This window comes from Gordonia sp. DT101 (assembly GCF_049844895.1).
In the GTDB taxonomy this organism is placed as follows: Bacteria; Actinomycetota; Actinomycetes; order Mycobacteriales; family Mycobacteriaceae; genus Gordonia.
In genome coordinates this window covers 308,720-325,970 of sequence record NZ_JBNCLX010000001.1, presented here as the reverse complement: position 1 = coordinate 325,970, position 17,251 = coordinate 308,720, and the positions used below count along the sequence as shown (strand labels likewise).

Genomic DNA, 17,251 nt, shown 5'->3' with positions numbered 1-17,251 from the left:
CGGGTCGACCGGCCCGTTGGCGGCCGTCATCGGCGGTGTCGGTCCCTAGGCTCATCGGTCATGAGCACCTCTGCGCGACGACCCTCCTCCGGTGCGCCTGCGGTCGAGCACCGGGGCGCTCGGCGCTCCCGCTCCGCGCTGGACCGGCTGTCGCCGCCTCCCGTTGAGCAGCTCGCGCCACCGCATGCTCCTGACGTCGACGTCTCCGCCGTCTGGGATTCCGCTCCCGACCCTGCGGCCGACGTCGGCCCGGGCGCCCCCGCTCCCATCGACCAGCCGGTCGACACCGGTGCGGTGGACAGCCCGTGGGGGGTCGCGGCGGTGCCCACCTGGCTGGATCCCGTTCCGCCGGAAGAGCGCCCGCGATCCCGGATGATCGTCGGGGACAGTTTCGGCGAACCCGATCCGGACGAGCTGGACGAGGCGGGCCCGCGGCGGCGGTTTGCCGTCGCACCGCCCGCCGCGATCGCCCTGATCCTGGTCGGGATCGTCGCGTGTGCGGTGGCCGGGTTCACTTTGCTAGGGGGCGGGTCCGAGGACGCGACGACACCCGTTGCCTTTCCGACTGCGGCCGGGCCGACCGGTTCGGCGGCGGCGCCGGCCGCGTCGGTTGTGCCGCCGCCTGCCGCCGAGGACCTCGTGGTCAGCGTCGTCGGCCTCGTGCATCGTCCCGGCCTCGTCCGGCTGCGCGGGCAGGCGCGCGTCGCCGATGCCATCGACCGGGCCGGCGGTGCCCGCCAGGGTGCAGATCTCTTGTCTCTCAACCTGGCTCAGCGGCTGAACGATGGTGACCAGATCCTGGTCGGCTATGCCGGCAGCGGTGGACGGATGTCCATGCGCAGCGCCGTCGTCGGGCCGTCCGGTGCTGCCGGTGCAGCAGACCCGCCGTCCGCGGGGAGTGGCGGACCGGCAACCTCGGGCCCGACAGGCGGCACAACGGGCAAGGTGAATCTGAACACGGCGACGGAGGCACAGCTCGACGAGCTGCCCGGGGTGGGCCCGGTGACGGCCAAGGCCATCATCGGATGGCGTGACACCCACGGGCAGTTCGCCTCGGTCGAGCAACTCGGCGAGGTCGACGGCATCGGTCCGGCCCGTCTCGCGAAGCTGCGCGACCTGGTCACCGTGTGACGCGCCGGTCGATGGCGGGCGGGCTCATTCCCGCCGGCGACTACCGGTTGGTCGTACCCGCAGTGGTCGTGTGGCTGGTCAGTTTGATCGGGCTGTTCGGCAGGTCGGATTCCCTGTGGATGATCGTGATGGCCGGAGGCGCCGGATGCGTGAGCGCGGCGGCGTCGGTCCGACTCGGGTGGGCGAGCTGGGCGGCGGTGTCATTCGCGGTGGTGATCTGCGGTCTGGCGGCGGTGACGGCAGGGGCCCTCGCGATTCGTCTCGATGCGCGTGCGGCGCATCCGTTGTCGCACATCGACGGGAAGGCCCGGGTCACGGTCACGATCCGCGACGACCCGGTGACCCTCGATCCCGGAGCGCGGGTCCGGGTCCGCGTCGACGTGCACGCGGTCGCCGGTCGCGACTGTCGCCGTATCGGTGCCGAGCTGACCGGTGCGGCCGATGACTGGGCGGAAGTCATTCCAGGACAGCATGTTTCGGCTTTGGTGCGCATCAGCCCGCCTCGAGGTCACGACCTGATGGCAGCACAGCTGTCAGCGGTGTCCGAGCCGCGACTGGTCGGTCGCCCGCCACCGCACCAGCGTATGGCGGGCGAGATCCGGCAACGGCTGAGGGTGCTGTCGGCGCGCGCACTCGGCCCGGATGCCTCGGGTCTGTTGCCGGGGCTGGTCCTCGGGGACACGAGCATGCTCGGCGCGGACGTGCGCGACGACTTTCGGGCGGCCGGATTGACCCACTTGCTTGCCGTGTCCGGCAGCAATTTCGCAATCGTCTGCGGGGCAGCCATAGTCGGAATCCGATCGCTGGGCGCGTCGCCGTGGGTCACGGCGGTGGTGGGGACGATCGTCCTGGTGGGTTTCGTGATCCTCGTCCGCCCGTCGCCGAGCGTGTTGCGGGCGGCGATGATGGGCATGGTCGGGCTGCTGGCACTGGTCGGGTCACGGCGGGCCCAGGCGATGCCTGCCCTCGGCGCGGCAACCGTGGTCGGGCTGCTGTGGTGGCCGGAATTGGCCGTCGCGCCGGGGTTTGCATTGTCGGTACTGGCCACCGCAGGGTTGGTGCTCTGGTCCGGTGGGTTGCGAGATTGGTTGCGAGATCGGCGTGTTCCGCCGATGCTGGCCGAACTCGTGGCGATGGCGGTGGCCGCCCAGCTGGCCACCGCGCCGGTCATCGCGGTGCTCAGCGGGCGATTCAGCATCGTCGGGCTACTGGCCAACATCCTGGTCGTCCCGGTGGTCGGCCTTGTCGGCGTAGTCGGAACGGCGGCCGCCGTGGTCGGTGCCATCGGCGGGCCGGACGGGTTCGGCGCGGGCTGTGCCGAGTTGGTCATCCGAGGTCTGGGACCGGAGTTGTGGTGGATGTTGATGTGTGCCCGGGTGCTCGGGAGGTGGTCCTGGGCTGCCGTCCCGGTGCCGTCGGGCCTCGTCGGCGCGATTGTCGTGGCCAGCGGCCTCGCCCTGGTCGTCTTCGTGCTGCACCACCTGGCAAATCTGGCGACGCGTCGCCGTGAACTCGATGCGCGGGTGCCCGGTCGTGGCCGCGATGTCGGGCGGGTCTGGCACGATGGTCGCCGTGACGCAACGCCTGCACCTGCTGCTCGGGGACGACGACTTCTTGACGGGCCGGGTGATCACGGCGGTGGTCGCCGAACGGTCCGCGGCCACCGGTGGTGACATCCCGGTCACGCGGGTCCGGGCGGGCGACGTGACCGAGCACGAGCTCGCCGAACTGCTCAGCCCATCGTTGTTCGCGGAGGATCGCATCGTGGTGGTCGAGTCGGCCGCCGAGGCCGGCAAGGAGCCCGCGGCGCTCATCAGCGAGGCGGCCAAGGAGCTCCCCGAGGGCATCACCTTGATGGTCGCCCACACCGGCGGTGGCCGTGCCAAGTCGATGGTGCCGGCACTGAAGAAGGCGGGTGCGGTCGAGCACGACTGCGCCGGTCCCAAATGGCCATCCGAGCGCATCGATTTCGTCCGTGACGAGTTCCGGCGAGTCGGTGCGAAAGTCAGCAACGACGTCGTCGAGCAGGTCGTCGAGGGGGTCGGTTCCGAATTGCGGGAACTCGCGGCGGCCTGCAGCCAGCTGGTGGCCGACACCGGCGGCAAGGTCACCGTGGACGCGGTACGGCTTTACTACCAGGGCCGCCCGGAGATCACGGGTTTCGAGGTCGCCGACAAGGCGGTCACCGGCGATCGGGCGGGCGCACTGGAGTCGTTGGCGTGGGCCGAGCATCACGGGGTGCCTCGAGTGCTGCTGGCCGATGCCCTCGCGGAGGCGGTGCATGCGATCGCCCGCGTGCGGGCGATGGGGTCGATGGACCAGTACGCGGCCGCATCGGAATTGGGCATGCCGCCACGGCGGGTGAAGAAAGTGCAGGCGCAGGCCCGGGCCTGGGACTCCACCTCGATCGCGTCGGCGATCGTCGTGGTCGCCCAGCTCAACGGCGACGTCAAAGGACAGGCAGCGGACGCGGACTTCAGTCTCGAGCACGCGGTCGCGGCGGTCGCGGATCTACGTCCTGCTCGCGAACGCAGCCGACGGGACTGACAGGACGCAACTCACCCCGGTGACCGCGTGAATGTCACCGGGGTAAGCCGTGAAGAATTGGCTACAGCTGTTGGGGGCAGGTCAGAGCTTGTTGACTGCCAGCGCCATCGCCGACTTCTTGTTGGCGGCCTGGTTGGCGTGGATGACGCCCTTCGAAGCGGCCTTGTCGAGCCTCTTGCCTGCATCGGCGGCGAGCTCGGCGGCCTTGTTCTTGTCGCCGGCGTCGGCAGCCGCACGGAACTGACGGATCGCGGTCCGCAGCGACGAGCGCACAGCCTGGTTGCGCTGACGGCTCGCCTCGTTGGTGCGGATGCGCTTGACCTGCGACTTGATGTTTGCCACGCGTGTATACCTCTTTGGTTCGGGTTGGTACTCGTTGTTCTGTTTCGGCGGCGAGCGTGTCGCGCCTGAGCAGTTCGGACCGGTCCGGATCGGGATGATCCTGCCGACACTGCGACAGCGGTCTACGTTACCAGTCGAGCTCCACAGCACCCAAATCGCGACTGCCGGCGCGGCCGGGCACCCCATCGCCAGACGATGCGCAAGGTTTTCCACCAACTAGGCTTCAACCCATCATGTCTGTTGTCTACGTACACATCGGCCTGCCCAAGACGGGAACCACGCATCTTCAGGACCGGCTCTGGCGCAACCGTGACCTGGCCATGCGGTCGTCCGGCCTCCTGTATCCGGGTGACGTCATCTCCGATCACTTTCACGCCGCGGTTCATCTGCAGCCTGAGCGCTACCTCGACTGGGTGGATCCGGCCTTCGCGCGCAAGTGGCCGACGTTGCTCGCGCAGATCAAGGCGTGGCCGCAGACCTCGCTGCTGTCTCACGAGCTCTACGCGACGGCGACGCCGGAGCATATCGCGAGACTGATGGACGATCTTTCTTTCGCCGACGAGGTGCACGTGATCGCCACGGTGCGTGACCTGGCGCGACAGCTGCCGTCAGTCTGGCAGGAGAATATCAAGAACCAGCGACAGGCGACCTTCGACGAGTTCCTGGCCTCGGTACACACCTCCGGTCCGGCCCTTCCAGGATTCGTCGCGCCGACCGACGGCGGCGTCGAGGAACCGTTCTGGGAGTTCCAGGACTACATCCGGATCCTCTCTGATTGGGCTCGCGCGGTCGGGCCGGAGCGGGTGCACGTGGTGACCGTGCCCGCGCAGCGCGACACGCCCGGCGACGGTCTGTGGGAACGATTTCTTCGGGTGCTCGAAGTGGACCCCGAAGCACTCACGATCCCGGTGCCGAGTCTCAACTCGTCGCTGTCGGCTGCCCAGGCCGACTTCCTGCGTCAGCTCAACCATCGCCTGCAGCCGTCTGAGGTGGCGTGGCAGCGATACGAGCGGGTCATCAAGGGGCAGGTGATCGGCGAGATCCTGTTTCGCGGTGCCCGGGGACTTCCGCGTGGTCTCACCGCTGATCAGCGGACCTGGGTTGCGCACACCGCCGACGAGATGATCGGCGAGGTGCGATCAGCCGGCTATCACGTCTCGGGTGAGCTCGGTGATCTGGCGGTGAGCTCAGAGGTTGCCGGCGACGAGCGGCCGCCGGCGGCCCAGGACGTCCTCGACGTCGCCCTCGACACGATGGCCGAGATGGTCAAGGTGGCGCCGCTGCCCGCGGTCGGCCCGAGATGGAAGACCCGCGCGATGAACATCGTGCGCCGGATTCGGCGGCGCGCACTGGGAGTTCGCCGCTCGCTGTGAGCCTGGCGTGTCGAACCGTCATGCCGAATCCGCGTTTTTGTAGCACCATGTCAAGTTATGAGTCCCGCGTCGACGTCCTCAGCGTCCACCAAGCGAGCCGCCACCAAGGCCGCCTCCCGCAAGTCGAACGCAACCGGAACGACCAAGGGTGCCAAGTCCGGCGGTACCCGTGGCGACGGTAAGGCGGCGCCCGCCGCCAAGGGGCGGGCGCGCGAGTCGGGTGCCACCGCCAAGCGCGCGAAGACTGTTGTGCGGGAACCGAAGGCGATCGACGACACGATCTTCACCGGATACTCGAAAGGCCCGTACGGCAAGGCTTTCGACGAGATGTTCGACGCCGACGGCGAGGTTCGGGCGCCTTACCGTGGCATCTACAAGGCGATGGCCGAGTATGACCGCGCCGATCTCGACGTCCGCGTGGACGCGCTCGGTCGCGCCTTCATCGACCAGGGCGTCACGTTCTCGCTGTCCGGCAAAGAACGGCCTTTCCCGCTCGACGTTGTGCCACGGGTCATTTCGGCGACGGAATGGACAAAGTTGGAGGCCGGGATCACCCAGCGGGTGCAAGCGCTCGAACTCTTCCTCGACGACATCTACGGCGAGCAGGAGATCCTTCGGGACGGCGTCCTTCCCAAACGCCTTGTCCACTCGTGCGAGCACTTTCACCGGCAGGCCGCAAACATCCGGCCACCCAACGGAGTTCGTATCCACGTTGCGGGCATCGACCTGATCCGGGATGAGAACGGTGACTTCCGGGTCCTCGAGGACAATCTTCGTTCGCCGTCCGGCGTCTCCTATGTGATGGAGAACCGACGAACCATGGCGCGCGTGTTCCCGGATCTGTTCTCGTCACATCGGGTCCGCGCGGTGGCCGACTACCCGAGTCACCTCCTGCGTGCGCTGCGTGCCTCGGCGGCCTTCAACGAGGCCGACCCCAACATCGTGGTGCTCACGCCGGGCGTCGCGAACTCTGCCTACTTCGAGCATTCGCTGTTGGCCCGCCTGATGGGTGTGGAACTCGTCGAGGGACGAGATCTGTTCTGCCGCGACAACATCGTCTATATGCGGACCACCGAGGGAGAGCAGCGGGTCGATGTCATCTACCGCCGTATCGACGACGACTTCCTCGATCCGATGCAGTTCCGGCCGGATTCGATGCTCGGGGTCGCCGGGCTGCTGAACGCCGCTCGGGCCGGCAACGTGGTGATCTCGAGCGCGGTCGGCAACGGCGTCGGCGACGACAAGCTCATCTACACCTACGTACCGGAGATCATCGAGTACTACCTCGGCGAGAAGCCGTCACTGATGAACGTCGACACGCTGCGGTGCTGGCTCGACGACGAACGCGAGGAAGTCCTCGACCGCATCGACGAACTGGTGATCAAGCCAGTCGAGGGCTCCGGCGGCTACGGCATCGTGTTCGGTCCGGACGCCACCAAGGCGGAACTCGACACCCTGGCGCGCAAGGTCCGCAACGATCCCCGCGGCTGGATCGCGCAGCCCGTGGTGCAGCTCTCGACCGTGCCCACCAAGATCGACGGTGACGTCCGGCCCCGCCATGTCGACCTGCGGCCGTTCGCGGTCAACGACGGTGAATCCGTCTGGGTGCTGCCGGGCGGGCTCACCCGCGTCGCCCTGCCGGAGGGCTCGCTGGTGGTCAACTCCAGCCAGGGTGGCGGCTCCAAGGACACCTGGGTGCTCGCGTCGTCCCGGTCGTCGGAGGAACGGGAACTCTCGGGGGCGAAGGTCGTCGACGCCAGCGGTGTGGCCGCCGCTCGGCCGGCCGAGAGTGCGCCGGACCCGCTGCACACCCAATCCCAGCAACAGCAGCAGGGACAAGAATCCGCGACGCGGCATCAGGGCATCGGCGCTACGCGGGGTGGGCTCGAATGATGCTGGCCCGCAACGCCGAATCGTTGTATTGGATCGGCCGGTACGTCGAACGCGCCGACGACATGGCCCGGATCCTCGACGTCGCGATCCACCAACTCCTCGAGGACGCGACGGTGGACGTGGACCGTCAGGCTCGCCTGGTCATCCAGGTGCTGGGTCTGGAAACACCCGACACCGACGACCCACTCGACGTGTGGACCCTCACCGAACGCGTCGCCTACGACAAGGATTCGGTCGGGTCGATCATCGATCTGATCCGCTCGGCACGCGAGAACGCCCGCGGTGCACGAGAAGTGACGTCCAGCGAGATGTGGGAGTGTCTCAACACCACCTACAACGGACTCGGGGATGCCGAACGACGTGCCCGGCGCCTCGGACCGCACGAGTTCCTGTCGTACGTGAAGAATCGGGCCGCGATGTTCGCGGGCCTCGCCGACGCGACCCTCAGTCACGACGACGGCTACCGCTACCTGCTCCTCGGGCGGTCGGTGGAACGGGTCGACATGACCATCCGAATGCTGCTGTCGCGTGCGGGGGACCGGGTCAGCTCGCCGGCGTGGGTGAGCGTCCTGGTGTCCGCGGGCGCCCACGACACGTTCCTGCGTACCTACCGTGGCGTCCTCAACGCTGAGAACATCGTCGAGTTCATGCTGGTCGATCGGCTCTTCCCGCGGTCGGTGTTCCATGCTCTGCGCGTGGCGGAGAGCAATCTGGTCGAGCTGGAGAAACGTCCGAGCCGGGTGGGTGCCCAGGTGGAGGCCCTCCTGTTGCTCGGGCGGGCGCGTAGCTCCCTCGAGTTCCTCGAGCCGGGCAAGCTGCTCGACGACCTGCAAGATCGTCTGATCGACCTCCAAGACACCTGTCGTGAGGTGAACGAGGCGGTCACCGCACAGTATTTCCACGTGTCGCCCTACGTGTCGTGGGCGGACGCCCGGGTCAGCGATGCCGAAGATCATGTCATCGAGGAGAGTGAGCTGTGAGCTGGCGTCTGCGCGTCGTCCATTCCACCGGATTCGCCTACAAGAGCCCGGTCACGTCGTCCTACAACGAGGCGCGCCTCACCCCGCGCAGTGACAACCGGCAGAACGTCATCGTGAACCGGGTGGAGACGGTGCCCGCCACCCGGTCCTATCGGTACACCGATTACTGGGGTAGCGCGGTGACCGCCTTCGATCTGCACGCTCCGCACGAGGAGCTCGAGGTGTCGGGTATGTCGGTGGTGGAAACCGAAGCGGGAGAACGTCCCTCCGAGAAGGTCACCTGGGACGAGATACGCGGTGGTTACGTCGCGGATCGCTACGACGAGATGCTCTCGTACACCACATACGTCTGCAAGAACCGTCAACTATATTCTGCGGCAAACCGATTGGCGAAGGGTCTCGATCCCGAAGACGCCGTAGAGGCGGTGTGCCGGTATGTGCACGAGGAGATGGAGTACGTCCCAGGTACCACCGGTGTGCACACCACTGCCGTCGATGCCTGGAACGAGCGTAAGGGCGTGTGTCAGGACTACGCGCACCTGACCTTGTTGATGCTGCGCAGTCTGGGGATTCCGGCCCGCTACGTGTCGGGATATCTGCACCCGAAGCCGAACGCGACGATCGACACGACCGTCGAGGGACAGAGCCATGCGTGGATCGAGGCGTGGACCGGCGGCTGGTGGGGATACGACCCGACCAACAACACCGGTATCAGCGAACAACATGTCTCGGTCGGCGTCGGCCGTGACTACTCCGACGTGTCGCCGCTGAAAGGCATCTACACCGGCGGCGGGGCAACAGATCTCGACGTCGTCGTGGAGATCACGCGACTGGCGTGAACACCGGCGGTGACCGGAGGGGGCGCCCTTAGTGACACCCCGCCGGCGCTGTTCCTCAGGGACCGCGATGGGCGGTGTGCTGTCTTGAGGAGCGAGCGACACGTGGTCTCACCGCCAGCCGAAATCGGTGCGCAGCCGTGCGGCGACGATCTCGAAACGATCCTGGTCGAGGATCGCCCCCTCGCGGCGGATGCCGTGCTCGGCGACCATCAGAACGCGGTCGAGGCGGACGAAGCTCTCGCGGTGCCAGGAATCCCACACCCCCGTCCCGACCGAGATCCAGTCCGAGTCCTCGCGGTGCCAGTCCTTGCTGGAGAGCATGAGGCCGAGCAGGTGGGAACGGTCGGCGTCGTCGATGTCGCGTCCGACGACCAGTACCGGGCGGTCCTTGCCCTTGTCCGCGTCGTCTTCGAAGGGGACCCAGGTCCAGACGATCTCACCCGGATCGGCCGCACCGTCGAGGTCGGGCGAGTAGAGGATCTGCCGGGCCAACTCGTGTGTCGGATGCCCGGGCGGCGGACTCTGCGCCCCGCCGGCCTCGCTGTCGGCGGTCATGTCGGCTCCGGGGCGAAAAAGATTTCGGTGACCGCTTCGGCCGTCAGTGCGGCGGTCGGCTTCCGGTCGGGGTTCAGGTTGTGTCCGACCTTGTCGATCTCGACGACCCGCACGGGTGCCGGGATCAGTGCGACGGCCGCGGTGAGTTCGTCGGGGGTCGCGAACGGATCCGTGCTCCCGTGGACGATCACGGTGGGCACGGTGATCGAGGGGAGATGCTCGGTTCGGAGCCGCTCGGGCTTGCCCGGTGGGTGCAGTGGGTACGAGCTGAGCAACAGGCCGTCGGCGAGGTCGGGATTCTCGGCGACGGCCATCGATGCCTGTCGGCCGCCATACGAGTGACCGCCGACGATCAGGGGGCCGGCGGACTCCTCGCGAAAGGCGGCGCAGGCTGCCACGATGCCGTCACGGTCGGCGGCAGCCGTGGACGGACTCGGCGGTCCCTTGGGTCTCCGCTGCCGATACGGGAGGTCGATGCGGGCGACGACGAGCCCGTGGGTGCAGAGTTCGGCGGCGATCGCCCGCAGGATCACCGCGTGACGATTGCCGCCGGCGCCGTGCGCGAGAACTGCCACGCCGCGGCTCGGACCGGCTGGACGAGACACCTCGGCGACCACGCCGTCGGTGTCATGGGACGTCGTCTCAGGGGTGCTCGAGGCCATGTCCCTCACGGTAGCGGCGAGCGTCCACGTCGACAGCACGGTCAGGCATGAGAAACTGGTGTACAGATGCGGCCGCACCGACCGCGACCCATGCCACGCACGTTCCGAGGAGCAGTTCGATTCCCAACTTCGCCGACACCACCTTCACCGACCCTGCGCGGATCCGGAACTTCTGCATCATCGCCCACATCGACCACGGAAAATCCACCCTGGCCGACCGGATGCTGCAGCTCACCGGCGTGGTCGAGGAACGAGCGATGCGCGCGCAATACCTCGACCGGATGGACATCGAGCGTGAGCGGGGCATCACCATCAAGGCGCAGAACGTGCGTCTGCCGTGGAGTGTCACCGATGCCGACGGCTCGTCCACCGACTACGTGCTGCACCTGATCGACACTCCTGGCCACGTCGACTTCACCTACGAGGTGTCACGCGCTCTGGAGGCCTGCGAAGGGGCGGTCCTGCTGGTCGACGCCGCCCAGGGCATCGAGGCGCAGACCCTCGCGAACCTCTACCTCGCGATGGAGAACGACCTCACCATCATCCCGGTGCTGAACAAGATCGATCTCCCCGCCGCCGATCCCGATCGCTATGCCGCCGAGATCGCCCACATCATCGGCTGTGAGGCCGATGACGTCCTGCGTGTCTCGGGCAAGACCGGCGAGGGTGTCGGTGCCCTCCTCGACAAGGTGATCGACGAGATCCCGGCGCCGACCGGTGACGCCGACGCACCGGCACGCGCGATGATCTTCGACTCGGTCTATGACACCTATCGCGGCGTGGTCACCTACGTCCGAGTCGTCGATGGTCGCGTCGTCCCACGCGAGAAGGTCCTGATGATGTCGACCGGCGCGACACACGAACTGCTCGAGGTCGGCATCGTGTCCCCGGAGCCGAAACCGTCGAAGGGCCTCGGCGTCGGTGAGGTCGGCTACCTGATCACCGGCGTGAAGGACGTGCGCCAGTCGAAGGTCGGCGATACGGTCACCACCGCGCGCAACGGTGCCCAGCAGGCCCTGACCGGATACCGCGAGCCGCGGCCGATGGTCTACTCGGGGCTCTACCCGGTGGATGGATCGGACTATCCGGTGTTGCGTGAGGCCCTCGAGAAGTTGCAGCTCAACGATGCCGCGCTCACGTTCGAGCCGGAGACGTCGGTGGCGCTCGGCTTCGGCTTCCGCTGCGGATTCCTCGGCCTGCTGCACATGGAGATCACCCGCGAACGACTCGAGCGGGAGTTCGACCTCGATCTGATCTCCACGGCACCGAATGTCGTGTACCGCGTGATCATGGAGGACGGTGCGGAGATCACTGTCACCAACCCGTCGGACTGGCCTGCGGGCAAGGCCAAGCACATCTACGAGCCCATCGTGAAGATGACGATCATCGCGCCGAGCGAGTTCGTGGGCACCATCATGGAACTGTGCCAAACGCGGCGTGGTGAACTCGGCGGGATGGACTACCTGTCGGAGAGCCGCGTCGAGTTGCGCTACACCTTGCCGATGGCGGAGATCATCTTCGACTTCTTCGATGCCCTCAAGTCGCGGACCCGCGGGTACGCGAGCCTCGACTACGAGGAGTCGGGGGAGCAGGAGGCCGACCTGGTGAAGGTCGACATCCTGCTGCAGGGCGAGGCGGTCGACGCCTTCAGCGCCATCGTGCACCGCGACGGCGCCTACACCTACGGCAACAAGATGGCGACCAAGCTGAAGGAACTCATCCCCCGCCAGCAGTACGAGGTGCCGATCCAGGCCGCGATCGGGTCGAAGATCATTGCGCGCGAGAACATCCGGGCGATCCGCAAGGACGTGCTCGCCAAGTGCTACGGCGGTGACATCAGCCGTAAGCGCAAACTGCTCGAGAAGCAGAAGGAAGGCAAGAAGCGGATGAAGACGATCGGCCGTGTCGATGTCCCGCAGGAGGCCTTCGTCGCAGCCCTGTCCACTGATGCCGGCGGAGACAAACCGAAGGGGAAATAGTCTGATGAATCGTTGCGAGGTCAACCCGGTTCTCGCCGAGAGCACACTGCCGCATGGCCTGCCCGACTTCGCGTCGATCACCGACGGTGATTTCCTTCCCGCCTTCACCGAGGCGATGGCGACCCAGATCGCCGAGGTCGAGTCGATCGCCGACGACCCGCGCCCGGCCACGTTCCACAACACGGTCGAGGCACTCGAACTATCCGGTCGCGATCTGGCGCGGGCGAGCGGGGTGTTCTTCAATCTGGTCGGGCCGGACACGAATCCGGTGCGCAACGAGATCTCCCAGAAGCTCTCGACGCTACTCACCGATCACGCCAACACCATCGCGATGGACGGCCGCCTGTTCACGCGGATCGCCGATCTTTACGAGCGCCGGGATGACCTGGCACTGACCGAGGCGCAGGAACGACTGTTGGCCAAGCGATACCGCGAATCGGTCCGTGCCGGCGCAGGCCTCGGTTCCGACGATCAGGAGCAGATGCGGCAGATCTCGTCGCGGCTGGCCTGGTTGACCACGACGTTCTCGCAGAGGATCCTCGACGACACCAATGCCTCAGCAGTGCTGATCGACAACGAGGCCGAGCTCGACGGGTTGTCGGACGGGGAGATCCGGGCGGCCCGTCGGGCCGCCGCGGACGCGGGACACGACGCCGGATATCTGATCACGCTGGAATTGCCGACGAGTCAATCGGTGCTCACCTCGTTAACCGATCCCGCTGTGCGGCAACGGGTCTTCGACGCCTCGGTGCGCCGCTGCTCCCGCGCCAACGGCGATGACACGCGCGAACTGGTCCTGGAGATCGTGGGTCTGCGTGCCCGGCGCGCTCGGCTGCTCGGGTACACCGATCACGCCGAATACGTCATCGCGGAGGAGACCGCACCGGACCCGGCATCGGTCACCGCCTTGCTCGGCGAGCTGACCGAATCCGCGATGCGGGCCGGCGGCCGAGAGCTGACGAGGCTGACGCAATTGGCCGACCACCACATCGGACCCGCCGATCTCACCTTCTGGCTGGAACGAGACCGACGATCGAAATCGGCGGTACCACTGGACGACTTCGCGAACTACTGTGAGCTGAACATGGTCCTGGACCGAGGCGTGTTCCATGCCGCGGGCGAGCTGTACGGACTGCGATTCACCGAACGGCTCGACCTGGCCGGTTATCACCCCGATGTCCGGATCTGGGAGGTGTTCAGCGACAACGGCCGAAGCATCGGTCTGTTCCTCGGCGACTACTACGCACGGCCGTCGAAGCGGGGTGGCGCGTGGATGAACAACATCGTCGACCAGTCGACGGTGCTGTCCACCCAGCCGGTGGTCGTGAACGTCCTCAATCTGACCAAGCCGGACGACGACAAGCCGTGCCTGCTCACGATGGATCAGCTCACCACCCTGTTCCACGAATTCGGTCACGCTCTGCACGGCCTGTTGTCGGCGGTCGACTATCCGTCGCAGTCGGGGACGTCGGTCCCGCGCGACTTCGTCGAGTTTCCGTCGCAGGTCAACGAGATGTGGGCGCTGCACCCGGACGTCTTGTCGCACTACGCACGTCATCACGAGACCGGGGACCCGATCCCCACGGAGCTGGCCGAAGCGGCGCGCGAGTCGGCGAACACCGAGACCGCTCACGGCACGATCGAATATCTGGCCGCCGCGGTTCTCGACCTCGCCTGGCACCGCATCACCGCCGACGACAGCATCGACGACGTCGAGGCGTTCGAACGCGCGGCGCTACGGTCGGCCGGCTTCGTCGGCGATCTCATCCCGCCGCGGTATCGCAGCGCCTACTTCAATCACATCTTCGGCGGTGGGTACTCGGCCGGCTATTACTCCTACATCTGGTCTGAGGTCCTCGACGCCGAGACCGAGCAGTGGTTTCTCACCGAAGGTGGTCTGCAACGCAGCAACGGGCAGCGGTTTGCCGAGGCCACCCTCTCCCGAGGCGACAGCGTCGATCCGCTTGTCGCACACGAGAAACTGATCGGCCGCCGACCCGAGATCGGTCCGCTGCTGGTCCGCCGGGGACTGGGAGCGGTCGCCGGATAGCGCTGTTTGATCACGTCCCGGCATCTGATCGGCGACAATGGTGCGATGGGTGCCGATGATGTTGCCGCCACGAGGAAACTGCTGGACGAGAGGGCGCGAGACGCACTGGGCGAACTGATCCAGACGCGCCACCACCTCCATTCCCATCCCGAGCTGTCGAACCGCGAGGTCAAGACGTCGGCGCTGGTCGCGGATCGGCTGCGACAGGCCGGGCTCGACGAGGTGCACACGGGCATCGCCGGGCACGGTGTGGTCGGCGTCCTGCGCGGTGGTCGCAAGGGAGATCGCGTCGCGGGTCTACGCGCCGACATGGACGCACTGCCGGTCGCCGAGGCCTCCGGAGTCGAGTTCGCATCCACGGTCGTCGACAGCGAGTATCCGGGCGGTCCGTTCCCGGTGGCCCACGCATGCGGACACGACTGCCACACATCGACCGTGCTGGGCGCGGCGGACGTGCTCTCGTCGGTTCGTGAGGACCTGCCCGGGACGGTGATGTTCGTGTTCCAGCCGGCCGAAGAAGGGCCGCCGATCGACGAGGCGGGCGGGGCCAAGGCCATGATCGACGCCGGCGCATTCACCGACCTGCGCCCGACGATGATGTTCGGCATGCACGTCGCCCCACTGCCCAAAGGCGTCGTCGGCTATGGCATCGGCAACCAGTACGCGGCGTCGTGCCTGGTGAAGATCGAGGTGGTGGGCAAGCAGGTACACGGTTCGATGCCCTGGGCCGGTATCGATCCGATGCCTGCGGTCGCCGACATCATCTCCGGTGCAGGTCAGCTGTACCGCCAGGTACCGGCCACCGAAGCGGTAACGGTGTCGATCGGTCACGTCGAGGACGTCGGGCGGTTCAACATCATCGGTGAGCGGGTCACGCTGTGGGGCACCATCCGCTGCCTCGACGAGGCCTCCATGGGCACCGTGCAGGACAACCTCCGCCGCATGGCCGAGCATCACGCTGCGGCTTACGGGGCGAGTGCCACGGTCGAATACCTGCAGTACGTGCCGCCGCTGGCCAACACCGAGGAGTGGATCGACGCGATCCTGCCGACGGTGAAGCGGGTGATCGGTCCCGACCGTCTGGTGGAGATGCCCGGGATGCTCGGCTATGACGACATGTCGGAGTTCACCCGTGCATTCGGTGGCGCGTACCTGAACTTCGGTACCCAGGACACGCAGTTCGCCGGCACATCACTGGCGCCGGTCGAGGGCGGGCGGGGTATGGCGATGAATCACAGCCCCGCGTTCTACGCCGACGACGACTGCCTGGTCGACAGTCTGCGCATCCATGTCCAGGTCGCCTTCGACCATCTCGTGGGCGGCGTACCCAAGTGACCCGCTGATCCCTCGGACCCGATTGTGCCGCCCGGCCGTCAGTGGTGTGCGGGCTGGAAGGTCCCGTGACTCGCCGCCTCCTCGGCGCGGATCACATGCGTGACCGCGTTGATGAGTGCGAGATGGGTGAATGCCTGCGGGAAGTTGCCGAGGTGCTGTCCGGTCTTGGCGTCGATCTCCTCGGCGTAGAGCTTCAGCGGGCTGGCGTAGGAGAGCAGACGTTCGCAGAGCGCCTTGGCGCGCGACAACTCGCCGATCTCCACGAGCGCCGACACCAACCAGAACGAACAGATGGTGAAGGTGCCCTCTTCGCCGGACAGCCCGTCGTCGGTCTCCTCCACGCGATATCTCAGGACCAGTCCGTTCTCGGTCAGTTCGTCGGCGATGGCCAGCACGGTGTTGCGGACCCGGTGGTCGTCGGAGGGCAGGAAGCGCAGCAGCGGCACGAGGAGCAGGGAGGCGTCGAGTGCGTCGTCGCCGTAGCGCTGGGTGAAGACGCCGCGCGCGTTGACACCGTGGCCGAGTATGTCGTCGCGGATCTCGTCGGCGATCTCGGCCCATTGCCTGGCGTAGGACCTCTCGCCGTGCAGCGGCAAGGCGGGAACCACGATCGAGTGCCACCCAGCACATGGCCTTCGACGAGGTGAAATGCTTGGGCTCGCCACGCACCTCCCAGATCCCGCGGTCCGGCTTGTGCCAGTTCTTCACCGCCTCCTCGACCTGTGCCTTCAACACCGGCCACAATGTCTCGGGAACTGCCTCGCTGGACTTGGTGTTGAGATACACCGAGTCGAGCACGGTTCCCCAGATGTCATGTTGCGCTTGGTTGTACGCGCCGTTGCCGATGCGGACCGGTCGTGCGCCGTCGTAGCCCGAGAGGTGGTGGAGTTCCTCCTCCTCGAGGGTGCGTTCGCCACCGACCCCGTACATCACCTGCAGCGGGTGGTGTTGGGAATTGGTCACGCCCGACACGTCGGCGATGAACGAGAAGAAGTCGTCCGCCTCACGGTCGAGACCGAGCGTGTAGAGACCCCACAGCGCGAACGTCGAGTCGCGCACCCATGCGTAGCGGTAGTCCCAGTTGCGTTCGCCACCAGGGATTTCCGGGAGCGAAGTGGTGGCGGCCGCGAGCAGGGCACCGGTCGGGGAGTAGGTGAGACCCTTCAACGTGAGGCAGGTAGCGACGGTCGACCGGGACGTTCACGCCGTACGGCGCCAGTCGGAAATGGCCGGCGCTGCGATCGAGGATGGCGCCGAACACACTCGGCGAATCCGGCCGGGGCACACACATCCACTCGATGGACCCGTTCCGGGCGATCAGGCTCGGTGTCGGAGAGAAAGGCATAGTCCCCGATGGGCGGGAACGCATTGTGGGCCGCCGTGGCCGGCGAGAACGCCTTCGCCTCCGGCTCGATGAGAGTCGAACCCGGCCCGTGTGATGCGGTCGCGGTCGGCAGTGCGGTGACGGCGGCGTCTGCCGGGACGGTCATGGCTATATCATTGCGATCGGCCCCTGTTGTCGCCACTCGACCGGCGACCGGACTGTCGGGCGTTTTATTCAGACT

At 66.9% G+C, this 17,251-nt stretch carries 13 protein-coding genes and 1 pseudogene; 10 read left to right on the top strand and 4 right to left on the bottom strand.

Annotated elements, in window-relative coordinates; translation table 11 throughout:
- Positions 1 to 60: 60 nt before the first annotated feature.
- From ACLQ3I_RS01555 to holA, 3 genes are read left to right on the top strand one after another with little or no spacing between them, the layout of a single operon-like run.
- A complete protein-coding gene (locus tag ACLQ3I_RS01555) occupies positions 61 to 1,131 on the top strand; it encodes a helix-hairpin-helix domain-containing protein (RefSeq protein ID WP_425791632.1) in 1,071 nt (356 codons plus the stop codon).
- Entirely contained in the window at positions 1,128 to 2,804 is a 1,677-nt protein-coding gene (locus ACLQ3I_RS01550; RefSeq protein WP_425799934.1) for a ComEC/Rec2 family competence protein, read from the top strand. The genes ACLQ3I_RS01555 and ACLQ3I_RS01550 overlap by 4 nt, the downstream gene beginning before the upstream one ends.
- Positions 2,695 to 3,678: a DNA polymerase III subunit delta gene (holA, locus tag ACLQ3I_RS01545; RefSeq protein ID WP_425791635.1), complete on the top strand. Its 984-nt coding sequence runs from the start codon at positions 2,695 to 2,697 to the stop codon at positions 3,676 to 3,678. The genes ACLQ3I_RS01550 and holA overlap by 110 nt, the downstream gene beginning before the upstream one ends.
- A gap of 81 nt (positions 3,679 to 3,759) precedes the next feature.
- On the opposite strand, the gene rpsT is transcribed toward holA, so the two are convergent.
- A complete protein-coding gene (rpsT, locus tag ACLQ3I_RS01540) occupies positions 3,760 to 4,020 on the bottom strand; it encodes a 30S ribosomal protein S20 (RefSeq protein WP_425791637.1) in 261 nt (86 codons plus the stop codon).
- A gap of 233 nt (positions 4,021 to 4,253) precedes the next feature.
- Between rpsT and ACLQ3I_RS01535 the strand changes: the two genes are divergently transcribed.
- The 4 genes from ACLQ3I_RS01535 to ACLQ3I_RS01520 are packed head-to-tail and all read left to right on the top strand — an operon-like array spanning position 4,254 to position 9,105.
- On the top strand, positions 4,254 to 5,393 hold the full coding sequence (locus ACLQ3I_RS01535; RefSeq protein ID WP_425791639.1) for a sulfotransferase family protein: 1,140 nt from the start codon (positions 4,254 to 4,256) through the stop codon (positions 5,391 to 5,393).
- 57 nt (positions 5,394 to 5,450) lie between these two features.
- Positions 5,451 to 7,286 carry a circularly permuted type 2 ATP-grasp protein gene (locus ACLQ3I_RS01530; RefSeq protein WP_425791641.1) on the top strand — a complete coding sequence of 612 codons (1,836 nt, stop codon included), beginning with the start codon at positions 5,451 to 5,453 and terminating at the stop codon, positions 7,284 to 7,286.
- Positions 7,283 to 8,266 carry an alpha-E domain-containing protein gene (locus tag ACLQ3I_RS01525; RefSeq protein WP_267629410.1) on the top strand — a complete coding sequence of 328 codons (984 nt, stop codon included), beginning with the start codon at positions 7,283 to 7,285 and terminating at the stop codon, positions 8,264 to 8,266. The genes ACLQ3I_RS01530 and ACLQ3I_RS01525 overlap by 4 nt, the downstream gene beginning before the upstream one ends.
- Positions 8,263 to 9,105: a transglutaminase family protein gene (locus tag ACLQ3I_RS01520; RefSeq protein ID WP_425791643.1), complete on the top strand. Its 843-nt coding sequence runs from the start codon at positions 8,263 to 8,265 to the stop codon at positions 9,103 to 9,105. The genes ACLQ3I_RS01525 and ACLQ3I_RS01520 overlap by 4 nt, the downstream gene beginning before the upstream one ends.
- A 108-nt stretch (positions 9,106 to 9,213) precedes the next feature.
- Here ACLQ3I_RS01520 and ACLQ3I_RS01515 read toward each other — a convergent pair whose 3' ends face one another.
- Together ACLQ3I_RS01515 and ACLQ3I_RS01510 are read right to left on the bottom strand one after the other, a co-directional pair.
- Entirely contained in the window at positions 9,214 to 9,660 is a 447-nt protein-coding gene (locus ACLQ3I_RS01515) for a type II toxin-antitoxin system PemK/MazF family toxin (RefSeq protein WP_425791645.1), read from the bottom strand.
- Positions 9,657 to 10,322 (bottom strand): alpha/beta fold hydrolase, encoded by a 666-nt coding sequence (locus ACLQ3I_RS01510; RefSeq protein ID WP_425791647.1) that lies wholly within the window; start codon positions 10,320 to 10,322, stop codon positions 9,657 to 9,659. Before ACLQ3I_RS01510 ends, ACLQ3I_RS01515 begins: the two co-directional genes overlap by 4 nt.
- 47 nt (positions 10,323 to 10,369) lie before the next feature.
- Here ACLQ3I_RS01510 and lepA point away from each other — a divergent pair, with 47 nt between their 5' ends.
- From lepA to ACLQ3I_RS01495, 3 genes are read left to right on the top strand one after another with little or no spacing between them, the layout of a single operon-like run.
- On the top strand, positions 10,370 to 12,301 hold the full coding sequence (gene lepA / locus ACLQ3I_RS01505) for a translation elongation factor 4 (RefSeq protein WP_425791649.1): 1,932 nt from the start codon (positions 10,370 to 10,372) through the stop codon (positions 12,299 to 12,301).
- Positions 12,302 to 12,305: 4 nt separating this feature from the next.
- The gene (locus ACLQ3I_RS01500; RefSeq protein ID WP_425799933.1) at positions 12,306 to 14,351 is read left to right on the top strand and encodes a M3 family metallopeptidase; all 2,046 of its coding nucleotides are present in this window, start codon (positions 12,306 to 12,308) and stop codon (positions 14,349 to 14,351) included.
- A gap of 45 nt (positions 14,352 to 14,396) precedes the next feature.
- A complete protein-coding gene (locus ACLQ3I_RS01495) occupies positions 14,397 to 15,686 on the top strand; it encodes a M20 metallopeptidase family protein (RefSeq protein WP_425799932.1) in 1,290 nt (429 codons plus the stop codon).
- Positions 15,687 to 15,724: 38 nt separating this feature from the next.
- Here ACLQ3I_RS01495 and ACLQ3I_RS01490 read toward each other — a convergent pair.
- A pseudogene (locus ACLQ3I_RS01490) lies at positions 15,725 to 17,176 on the bottom strand (glycoside hydrolase family 15 protein).
- Positions 17,177 to 17,251: the final 75 nt, after the last annotated feature.

Coding starts and splice junctions, on each gene's coding strand:
- ACLQ3I_RS01530 (WP_425791641.1), top strand. CDS start 5,451: ATGAGTCCCGCGTCGACGTCCTCAGCGTCCACCAAGCGAGCCGCCACC.
- ACLQ3I_RS01495 (WP_425799932.1), top strand. CDS start 14,397: ATGGGTGCCGATGATGTTGCCGCCACGAGGAAACTGCTGGACGAGAGG.
- ACLQ3I_RS01500 (WP_425799933.1), top strand. CDS start 12,306: ATGAATCGTTGCGAGGTCAACCCGGTTCTCGCCGAGAGCACACTGCCG.
- ACLQ3I_RS01525 (WP_267629410.1), top strand. CDS start 7,283: ATGATGCTGGCCCGCAACGCCGAATCGTTGTATTGGATCGGCCGGTAC.
- lepA (WP_425791649.1), top strand. CDS start 10,370: ATGAGAAACTGGTGTACAGATGCGGCCGCACCGACCGCGACCCATGCC.
- holA (WP_425791635.1), top strand. CDS start 2,695: ATGGTCGCCGTGACGCAACGCCTGCACCTGCTGCTCGGGGACGACGAC.
- ACLQ3I_RS01515 (WP_425791645.1), bottom strand. CDS start 9,660: ATGACCGCCGACAGCGAGGCCGGCGGGGCGCAGAGTCCGCCGCCCGGG.
- ACLQ3I_RS01510 (WP_425791647.1), bottom strand. CDS start 10,322: ATGGCCTCGAGCACCCCTGAGACGACGTCCCATGACACCGACGGCGTG.
- ACLQ3I_RS01535 (WP_425791639.1), top strand. CDS start 4,254: ATGTCTGTTGTCTACGTACACATCGGCCTGCCCAAGACGGGAACCACG.
- ACLQ3I_RS01555 (WP_425791632.1), top strand. CDS start 61: ATGAGCACCTCTGCGCGACGACCCTCCTCCGGTGCGCCTGCGGTCGAG.